This is a genomic window from Rhizobium mulingense (assembly GCF_029194105.1).
In the GTDB taxonomy this organism is placed as follows: Bacteria; Pseudomonadota; Alphaproteobacteria; order Rhizobiales; family Rhizobiaceae; genus Rhizobium; species Rhizobium mulingense.
Map to the genome: position 1 here is coordinate 327,048 of NZ_JARFVE010000008.1, position 9,883 is coordinate 336,930.

General features: G+C 61.3%; 7 protein-coding genes and 1 tRNA gene. 4 read left to right on the plus strand and 4 right to left on the minus strand.

The genetic code is table 11. From position 1 onward, the window contains the following. Window positions 1-180: 180 nt before the first annotated feature. The 4 genes from iolE to PYR71_RS20570 form a co-directional block, all read right to left on the minus strand. On the minus strand, window positions 181-1,098 hold the full coding sequence (gene iolE / locus PYR71_RS20555; RefSeq protein ID WP_183915181.1) for a myo-inosose-2 dehydratase: 918 nt from the start codon (window positions 1,096-1,098) through the stop codon (window positions 181-183). A 65-nt stretch (window positions 1,099-1,163) separates the two neighbouring features. Further along, a complete protein-coding gene (gene iolD, locus PYR71_RS20560; RefSeq protein WP_275620660.1) occupies window positions 1,164-3,014 on the minus strand; it encodes a 3D-(3,5/4)-trihydroxycyclohexane-1,2-dione acylhydrolase (decyclizing) in 1,851 nt (616 codons plus the stop codon). Window positions 3,015-3,213: 199 nt separating this feature from the next. Further along, on the minus strand, window positions 3,214-5,148 hold the full coding sequence (locus PYR71_RS20565; protein ID WP_275620661.1) for a bifunctional 5-dehydro-2-deoxygluconokinase/5-dehydro-2-deoxyphosphogluconate aldolase: 1,935 nt from the start codon (window positions 5,146-5,148) through the stop codon (window positions 3,214-3,216). 91 nt (window positions 5,149-5,239) lie between these two features. Next, window positions 5,240-6,115, minus strand: a complete 876-nt coding sequence (locus tag PYR71_RS20570) for a MurR/RpiR family transcriptional regulator (protein ID WP_097606347.1) — start codon at window positions 6,113-6,115, stop codon at window positions 5,240-5,242. Window positions 6,116-6,323: 208 nt separating this feature from the next. Between PYR71_RS20570 and PYR71_RS20575 the strand changes: the two genes are divergently transcribed. From PYR71_RS20575 to PYR71_RS20590, 4 genes are all read left to right on the plus strand, one after another. Continuing rightward, window positions 6,324-7,439: a Gfo/Idh/MocA family protein gene (locus PYR71_RS20575; protein WP_275620662.1), complete on the plus strand. Its 1,116-nt coding sequence runs from the start codon at window positions 6,324-6,326 to the stop codon at window positions 7,437-7,439. An 87-nt stretch (window positions 7,440-7,526) separates the two neighbouring features. Continuing rightward, on the plus strand, window positions 7,527-8,744 hold the full coding sequence (locus PYR71_RS20580) for an NAD(P)/FAD-dependent oxidoreductase (protein ID WP_183915173.1): 1,218 nt from the start codon (window positions 7,527-7,529) through the stop codon (window positions 8,742-8,744). Window positions 8,745-9,089: 345 nt separating this feature from the next. Next, window positions 9,090-9,180: transfer RNA gene (locus tag PYR71_RS20585), tRNA-Ser, on the plus strand. Between the two features lie 560 nt (window positions 9,181-9,740). Further along, a partial coding sequence (locus PYR71_RS20590; protein ID WP_170960109.1) for a porin occupies window positions 9,741-9,883 on the plus strand: 143 nt, incomplete at its 3' end.

The window sequence follows — 9,883 nt, forward strand, 5'->3', positions numbered from 1 at the left end:
ACGTTACAAAATCCCCGCCCCAAACCCCTCCCCACAAGGGGGGAGGGCCTTAATCTGCGGCGCTGTCTCGCTCATGTTGCGACGTTCCTTTTGCAAGGTGGCGCTGTCTGGAGCAGGGCGGTGCCTCAAGTAAGTCCCTCCCCCTTGTGGGGAGAGGTTGGGGAGGGGTTTTCTTTTCCGTTATCCCTTGGGAAAACCTTCCGTTTCCACCGTATAACCAGCCGCGGCCATCACCCGCATCAATTCCGCATGGCCGATCTCGGCCATCTTCTGCGGCGGCGCTTTGCGCGGATCCTGTTCGGCCTCGACGACGAACCAGCCCTCGTAGCCGTGGTCGGCGAACCGCTGGACGATGGCGCCGAAATCGAGCGAACCGTCGCCCGGGACAGTGAAGGCGCCGAGCGCTACTGCGTCGAGGAAGGACTGCCGGCTGCGGTCAAGCCCATCGACCACGGATTGGCGAATGTCCTTGACGTGGACATGATTGATGCGGGCATGGTGATTGTCGATGGCGCGCAGCACGTCGCCGCCGGCAAAAGCCAGATGACCGGCATCGAGCAGCAGCGGAATGCCTTCGCCCGAATTGCGCATGAAGGCATCGAGCTCCGGCTCGGTTTCGACGACGGCCGCCATGTGGTGGTGGTACGAGAGGGGCATGCCCTGCTCGGCGCACCATTCGCCGAATTCTGTGACGCGGCGCGCATAGGCCTTCATCTCGTCGTCGGCGAGGCGCGGCTTGGTCGCGAGCGGTTTTGAGCGGTCGCCCTGGATGGAGCGTCCGACTTCGCCGTAAACGATGCAGGGCGCGTTGACTGCCTTGAACAGTTCGATCATCGGCGCGATGCGGTCTTTGTTGACCGCAAGCTCCTCATTGACCAGCGTGCCGGAGAACCAGCCGCCGCACAGCGTCACGTCGGCGGCGCGCAGGATCGGCAGCATTTCTTCCGGGTTGCTCGGGAAACGGCGCCCTTGCTCCATGCCGGTAAAGCCGGCGCTGCGCGACTGCCGCAGGCATTCCTCCAGGGACACATCGTCGCTGAGTTCTGGAAGGTCGTCGTTCCACCAGGCGATGGGCGACATGCCGAGTTTGGCCTTCATCAACATTCTCCTTAAAGATAATGCGGAGGAGCGGTTCCGCTCCTCCGAAAAATGACAGCAATGATTTAGCCGATGCGCTGGGCGGCGCGTGCTTCGATATAGCCCTTCCGCGCTTTGTTGACCTCTTCGCGTGGGCTGACCTCGGGCACCGCGACATCCCACCAGTGGCCGCCGGCCTCAGTAGTGATCAAGGGATCGGTGTCGATGACGAAGACCGAGGTACGGTCGTTCTTCTTCGAACTGGCAATCGCCTGCTCCAGCTCCGCGATCGAGCCGACCTTGACGGCGATGGCCCCCATGCTTTCGGCATGCGCGCGGAAATCAATCTCCGGCATCACCTCGTGATAGGAGTCCTTGAGCAGATTGTTGAAGTTGGCGCCGCCGGTTCCCATCTGCAGCCGGTTGATGCAGCCATAGCCGCGATTGTCGAGCACGACGATGTTGAGCTTGAGGCCGAGCATCACCGAGGTTGCGATCTCGGAATTCATCATCATGTAGGAGCCGTCGCCGACCATGACGACGACATCCCGTTCGGGACGCGCCATCTTGGCGCCGAGGCCGCCGGCGATCTCGTAACCCATGCAGGAAAAGCCGTATTCCATGTGATAGCTGCCGGGCGCCGTCGCCGGCCAGAGCTTGTGCAATTCGCCGGGCAAGCCGCCGGCTGCGCAAAGCAGCGTCGTACTGTCGCCGCCGATCGTGCGCACCACCGCGCCGATCACCTGCGCATCGGAGGGCAGGGCGGCATTGGTCGTCGCCATGGCCTTCGCCGCAGCTTCCATCCAGACTCTCTTTTCCGCAGCCGCCTTCTCGGTCAGCGCCGCCGGCGCCTTCCAGCCGGAAAGGCCCGCCGAAAGCGCCTTCAGCCCTTCGCGGGCATCGGCGACGACAGGATGGCTGTCATGTTTCACCGCGTCGTAGGCGGCGATATTGAGCCCGATCATCTTGAGGCTGTCGTTCTTGAACAATGCCCAGGAGCCGGTGGTGAAATCCTGGCAGCGTGTGCCGACGGCGATGACGAGGTCCGTCTCTTCGGCGATCGCATTCGCTGCCGATGTGCCGGTGACGCCGACCGAGCCGAGCGCCAGCGGCAGAGTTTCGTCGATCGAGGATTTGCCGGCCTGGGTGACGACGACGGGAATGGCATGGGCCTCGGCAAAGGCGGCAAGCTCCTTCGTCGCCTGTGAATAGAGCACGCCGCCGCCTGCGACGATCACCGGCTTCTGCGATGCCTTGATCAGCGCGATGGCATTGGCGAGCTCGTCTGCATCCGGTTGCGGCCGGCGGGTCGTCCAGACCTTTTCCTCAAACAGGCTTTCCGGATAATCGAAGGCTTCGGCCTGAACATCCTGGCAGAGCGACAAGGTCACCGGACCGCAATCCAGTGGATCGGTCAGCACCTGCATGGCACGCTTCAGCGCCGAGATGATCTGCTCCGGCCGGGTGATGCGGTCGAAATAGCGCGAAACCGGGCGGAAGGCGTCATTGGCCGAAACAGTGCCGTCACCGAAATCCTCGATCTGCTGCAGCACCGGATCCGGCGCGCGGTTGGCGAAAACGTCGCCCGGCAGGAAAAGAACGGGAATGCGGTTGACATGTGCGACACCGGCGGCCGTCACCATGTTCAGCGCGCCGGGACCGATCGAGGTCGTGCAGGCCATGAAGCGCGTGCGGAAATTCGCCTTGGCATAGGCGATCGCGGCATGCGCCATGCCCTGTTCGTTGTGGGCGCGATAGGTCGTCAATTCCCCGCGCACCTGATAAAGCGCCTCGCCTATGCCGGCGACGTTGCCGTGACCGAAGATCGCCCAGACGCCGCCAAAGATCGGCACCTTTTTGCCGTCGACAACCGTCATCTGCTTTTTAAGGAAATGCGCGACGGCCTGCGCCATCGTTAACCGAATCGTCTTGCCCATCGGGGTCTCCCGGAGTTTTAACTCTTTATCTTTTCCCCTCCCCAACCCCTCCTCACAAGGGGAGGGGCTAACCTGTTCGCCTCTCTGCGTTCCCGCCGCACGTCTCATCCAGAGGATGTTCGATGATGGCGTGAGGCGGCGCCTCAAGTTAAGTCCCTCCCGTTGTGGGGAGGGGTTGGGGAGGGGTTCAATTCTATTGCTACTGAAGCCCGCGTGTCTTCAGCCACGCCTCTGTCAGTTGCCGGAAGCGGCCGGCCATATGGGCAATCGCCTCCTCGTCGTTCATGGCGCCCGAAAGCCAGGCGCGCGCCGCATCAGCAAAGATCGTCCGGCCGACGGCGAAGCCCTTCACCGAAGGAGCCGCCAGCGTCGCCTCGAAGCAGGAGATCAGTTCCTCGGCGGGCGCCTCGAGGCCCAGGAGCACGATACCGCGGCACAATGGATCATTTTTGGCAATCACCGCGTCGATCTTCTTCCAGGCTTCGCCGGAGGCTTGCGGCTCCAGTTTCCACCAGTCCGGCTTGATGCCGAGCGCATAAAGTTCTTCCAGCGCGGTTGCGATCGTATCGTCGGTAAGCGGTCCGTTCTTGCCGGCGATGATCTCGACCAGCAGCTCGCGGCCGACCTTGCGTGCGGCTTCGAACAGCGTGCGCAGCTTCTCTTGCTGCTCGCTCTTCAATTCGGCCGGGTCGTCGGGATGATAGAAGCACAGGCATTTGATGCAATGGCCGAGCGGCCATTCGACAAGCTGCGAACCGATATCCTGGCTGAATTCGAAGCGCAGCGGCTTGGAACCCGGCAATTCCACCGGCCGGCCGATCCAGGAGAAATTCTTCGTCGCCGCATCGAAAAAGGCATCGCGGCCGAAGCGTTCGTCGATCAGCATGCCGTAACCGTCGCGGCCGTTCGAAACGCGCGCCGCCGCTTCGACTGCCAGCCGCTTGAAGGCGACGATTTTCTCGTGGCCGACGCCGACTTCATCGGCGACGCTGACGAGTTGCGAGCGGTGATCGATCGCCAGCGCCATCAGCAGCGGGATGTCGCCACGCCGGGTGGATGCCCAATGAATATGGTTGATCGCCTCGTCCTTGCGCAGCGCCCGATGTTTGCTGCCGGTTTTCAGGAAGAAGTCGAGCTCCGCCCAGGTCGGATATTCCGGCGAGCAGAGCAGCCGGGAGACGGCGAAAGCCCCGCAGGCATTGGCCCAGGTGGCGCAGGTCTTCATCGGTTCGTCGCGCAGGAAGCCACGGAGGAAACCGGACATGAAGGCATCACCGGCGCCTAGCACGTTGAACACCTCGATCGGGAAACCCTGGCCGACAATGCCGGCTTCGAGGTCGTCGGCGATCGGCCCCTCATAGACGATGCAGCCCATGGCGCCGCGCTTCAGGACGATCGTCGCCGGCGTCAGGCGGCGGATTTCCTTCAGCGCGCCGAGCACGTCGTCGGCGCCGGAAGCGATCAGGATTTCCTCTTCAGTGCCGACGATGAGATCGCAATCGGGCAGCGTCTCCTTCATCTTCGAGGAGACGCGGTCGGACTTCACGTAGCGCTCGAAGCCTTCGGCATGGCCGGCAAGGCCCCAGAGGTTCGGCCGGTAGTCGATGTCGAAGATTACTTTGCGGCCGTTCTCCTTGGCGATGCGGATCGCCTTGCGCTGCGCGGCCTCGGTATTTGGCCGCGAGAAATGCGTGCCGGATACGAGAACGGCGCGTGACGACTTGATGAAATTTTCGTCGATATCGCCTTCCTCAAGCGCCATGTCGGCGCAGTCGGAACGATAGAAGATCATCGGCGATACGCCCTCAGCCTCGACCGCAAGCAGCACGAGCGCCGTCAGCCGTTCCTTGTCGGTAACGATGCCGTCCGTCGCGACCCCTTCGCGCGCCGCCTGCTCGCGGATGAAGCGTCCCATCTGCTCGTCGCCGACGCGGGTGATGAGGCCGGATTTGAGGCCGAGCCGCGCCGTGCCGATGGCGATATTGGACGGGCAGCCGCCGACGGATTTGGCAAAGGAGGCGATATCCTCCAGCCGCGAGCCGATCTGCTGACCATAAAGATCGACCGAGGAGCGGCCGATGGTGATTACATCAAGCGCCGGCTCCGGCTGTAAACCCGGATTCGATTGTACCATGATGTCCTCCCGCTAGATTTTGCGCGGCTTCCAGTGCCTGCGAATTATAATAATGAAACATTGGTTCCGATATTTTGTCAATTCGGAATGTTTATTCCATTTTCGCTTTTCCCGCTTTTGCGTGCTGTCGCTTGCGCCGCCGCTCGGCGATGGCGACCGGCAGCGCCATGGTGAGCGCCATCGAGGCCGACAGTGAGCGGAAGCCGGCGAAATCGGCCTCCGCCACCTCGAACCAATGGGTGGCGCAGGCGGCAAGCGGCGAGAAGGCCGAATCGGTGATCGCGATAATGGGGACGCCGCGGTCGGCAAGCTCCTGGCTCTGGCTGAGGCTGTCGGCCGCATAAGGCGAAAAGCTTGCCGCGATCGCCGCATCCTTCGGCGTTGCGAACTGCACCATCTCAGGATCGACGCCGTTCGGCGAGGCGACGATCTGGTGGCGGATGTTGAGCTTGGAAAAAGCGTAGGTCATATGCGCCGTCAGCGGATAGGAGCGTCGTTTGGCGATCAGATAGATCGTTTCGGCGGCGGCCAGGATATCCACCGCTTTCGTGAACGTATCGCTCTGCACGGTCGCCGCCAGCCGGTTGACCGACTGGCTTGCCGCGGCAATGAAGCCGGAGAGCAGGTTCGCGTCCTCGTCGTCGCCGCTCGCCTGCTCCAGAGTGACGAGCCGTTCTTCGTAACTCAGTGTCCGGTCGCGCAGCCTTTCGCGGAAGATGCTCTGCAGATCGGAAAAGCCTTCATAACCCAGATGGTGTGCCAGGCGCACCAGCGTCGAGGGCTGGACGTCGGAGGCAGCGGCGATGCTCGCCGTCGTGCCGAAGGCGATTTCGTCGGGATTGCCCAGCGCGAAGGCAGCGACCTGCGCTAGCCGCTTCGGCATGCTCGCCTTGCGCTCGATGATGGTGCTGCGCAGGCTTTCGAAATCGCGCGGCACACGTGCGTGCCTCTGGGGGTCATTATCCATGCGTGCGGCTCACGGGATGAAACAAATATTCCATATTATTGAGCATAAACGATTTCAAACGGCACGCCTAATTGTTTTTAATCGCCTGTAATTCAAGCCTTTTAAACAGTTTTGGCAGGGGATGAGACGGAAAATGCCGGTGAACGGTCTCTTGCCAAAATGATCTAAATATTCCAAAAATCCGCGCGCAGTCCTGGAGGAGACGGAAATGAAGCCACTTGGCATCGGTTTGATCGGCACGGGTTATATGGGCAAGTGCCATGCGCTGGCGTGGAATGCGGTGAAGACCGTGTTCGGCGATGTCGAGCGTCCGCGACTCGTGCATCTGGCTGAAGCCAATGCCGGGCTTGCTGAGGCGCGCGCCTCCGAATTCGGCTTCGAGAAGGCAACCGCCGACTGGCGGGCGCTGATCGCCGACCCGGAGGTCGACGTCGTTTCCGTAACCACACCCAATCAGTTCCACGCCGAGATGGCGATTGCAGCCCTCGAAGCCGGCAAGCATGTCTGGTGCGAAAAGCCGATGGCGCCGGCCTATGCCGATGCCGAGCGCATGCTGGAAACGGCTGAACGATCGGGCAAGGTGGCCGCCCTCGGCTATAATTACATCCAGAATCCGGTCATGCGACATATCAAGACGCTTTTGGGTGAGGGCGCCATCGGCACGGTCAACCATATCCGCGTCGAAATGGACGAGGATTTCATGGCCGATGCTGACGTCTCTTTCTATTGGAAGAGCGAGCTTGCCGCCGGCTATGGTGCGCTCGACGATTTCGCCGTGCACCCGCTGTCGTTGCTCTGGTATCTATTCGGCCACGTCGAGGCCGTCATTACAGATATGGTTAAGCCCTATGCCGACCGTCCGCTCAACGGTGGTGGCCGCCGTGCCGTCGAAAATCACGACGCTGCCAACGTGCTGATGCGGCTTGGCGGCGGCATCTCCGCTGTGCTGATGGCGAATCGCGCCGCATGGGGCCGCAAGGGCCGCATCGCCCTGCAGATCTACGGCTCGAAAGGCTCGATCGTCTACGATCAGGAGCGTATGAATGAATTCGAACTCTACCAGGCCGACGGGCGTGGCTCCGAACAGGGTTTTCGCAAGATACTGGCGGCACCTGCCCATCGGCCGTATGATCGGTTCATTCCGGCGCCCGGCCACGGCCTCGGCTTTAATGATCTCAAGATCATCGAATGCCGCGAGCTGATCCGGGCAATATCGGGTGAACCGTCGTCGATCGTGACATTTAAAGACGGTCTCAGGATAGAGAAGTCGGTGCATGCCATGGCACAGTCCTTCCACGAGTGTCGTTGGATCGAAATCGGCTGAAGGTAAGAAGCCGCTTTCCGTTGACGGCGCTCCGGGCAGGGGATAGGCCTTGACGTGATTGTCGGGCGCAGTTTCGGGAGTGAAATCGTGACGGATAGATTGGTGATTATCGGCGCGGGGCAGGCCGGTTTCGCATTGGCGGCCAAGCTGCGAGCATTGAAGGATACGCGCCCGATCACTCTCATCGGTGCCGAGGATGTAGCGCCCTATCAGCGCCCGCCGCTTTCGAAGAAATATCTGCTCGGCGAAATGAGCTTCGACCGCCTGCTGTTTCGCGATCAGCACTGGTATGGCGACAATGACGTCGACCTTCGCCTTTCCACTTGGGTCGAGGAGATCAAGCCGGACAGCAAGCAGGTTCTGCTGCAAGACGGCTCCGTTCTCGACTACGGCACGCTGGCGCTGGCCACCGGCTCGACGCCGCGCCGGCTGCCGGCCGCAATCGGCGGCGATCTCGAAGGCGTCTATGTCGCCCGCGACAAGCGCGACGCCGACATGCTCGCCGACGAGATGCGGCCCGGCCGTCGCGTCCTGATCATCGGCGGCGGTTATATCGGCCTGGAGGCGGCGGCCGTTGCCCGCCATCTCGGCCTCGAAGTCACCGTCATCGAGATGGCCGACCGCATCCTGCAGCGCGTTGCGGCGAAGGAGACGGCCGACATCATGCGCGCGATCCACGAGGGCCACGACGTGGTGATCCGTGAGAAAACCGGGCTCAAGCACCTGATCGGCAAGGACGGCCGCGTCGCTGGTGCGGCGCTTTCCGACGGATCGACTATCGACGTCGATTTTGTCGTCGTCGGCATCGGCGTCGTGCCGAACGATCAGCTTGCCAAGGAAGCCGGCCTCGAAGTCGCCAACGGCATCATCGTCGACGAATTCGCCCGCACCTCCGATTCGGCGATTTTTGCTGCCGGCGATTGCGCGGCCCTTCCCTGGCAGGGCGGGCGCATCCGGCTCGAATCGGTGCAGAACGCTGTCGACCAGGCCGAAGCGGCGGCCGCCGTCATCGCCGGCGGCAACGAGCCTTATGATCCCAAGCCGTGGTTCTGGTCCGACCAGTACGACGTCAAGCTGCAGATCGCCGGCTTCAATCTCGGTTATGACGATACGTTGCTGCGCCCCGGCGCCCGCGAAGGCGCCCATTCCGTCTGGTACTTCAAGGAAAGCCGGCTGATCGCCGTCGACGCGATCAACGATGCCAAAGCCTATGTGACCGGCAAGAAACTGCTGGAATCCGGAATTAACCCCGACCGATCGATTCTCGCCGACCCCTCCGCCGATCTCAAGAGCCTGCTCGCCTGAGCCGAGAGGCGATGCCGCAAGGAAAGAGCCCTTTGCCTGACACAGAGGGCGCGGCCCTCTGCTGAAAGGGCCTGATTGCAATGGTTAGGTTAACCTTTGGTCGCGCGTCATTTTGCGATCCGAGGGGCTGCGAATCGGAACCGTTTCGTCTCGCTTTCCCCGAGCGCCTGGGGGCAGAGCGTGGTCTCGTATTGAAGAGACGCGTGATCGAATTATGCAAATCACGGGCAGGCAGCAATGCCCCCATTGCCCAACCTGGTCGAAATGCCGGCCGCTGCATTTCTTCTGATGAAAACTCAAAAAACCCTTGCATTCACAGACCGGTCACCATAGTTAGGCCGCACCGGAGAGGTGGCCGAGTGGTCGAAGGCGCTCCCCTGCTAAGGGAGTATACGTCAAAAGCGTATCGTGGGTTCGAATCCCATCTTCTCCGCCATTTCGATTTTCGCAGCATGTCATGTCTTACCTCCGGCGGGAATCATGGTCGCTTGGTCGGCGATGCCTCAGTCGCGGTGGAGAATCTCTTTCCTTCGAAGAGAGAGAATCGCCGGCAGGAATCACGTCCCGCGCTCCTGTCCTCGGCCACCTGCGAAAGCGAATCGGTGACCGGGCGGTTACGCTTCTGGCGATCCGGATGTCTCCCGCAATGATCAGATTTCGTCAGAAGAACGTCACAAATGTGTCGGAAGACGCATGTCCAGCGCCTTGTCGATCTCGCCTAAGCTGCCGCAAAATCAGGCTTTTCTTAACAAAGAATAAAGGAAATCGAGGCCGGTTGCCCGACTTGTGTCCTTTCAGCAACAGAATGTGGGGAAGGCTCCCTCAAACCCCCTGTTGAAGCAAGTTGGTGATTGCGTGACGGCCGCCGTCTTGTATTTTCACCCTCGGAAGCAAGGGCGACGGATCGTCCACTTCTTGAAACACGGGAATGGGGCAGGGAACGCTGCTCAGCGAAAGATCCCAAACCCGATCGAAACTTTGAATTGGAGGTCATTTATGAACATCAAGAGCCTTCTTCTCGGCTCCGCTGCTGCTCTGGCAGTAGTTTCCGGTGCTCAGGCTGCTGACGCTATCGTTGCTGCCGAGCCGGAACCGGTTGAATATGTTCGCGTCTGCGACGCTTACGGCACCGGCTACTT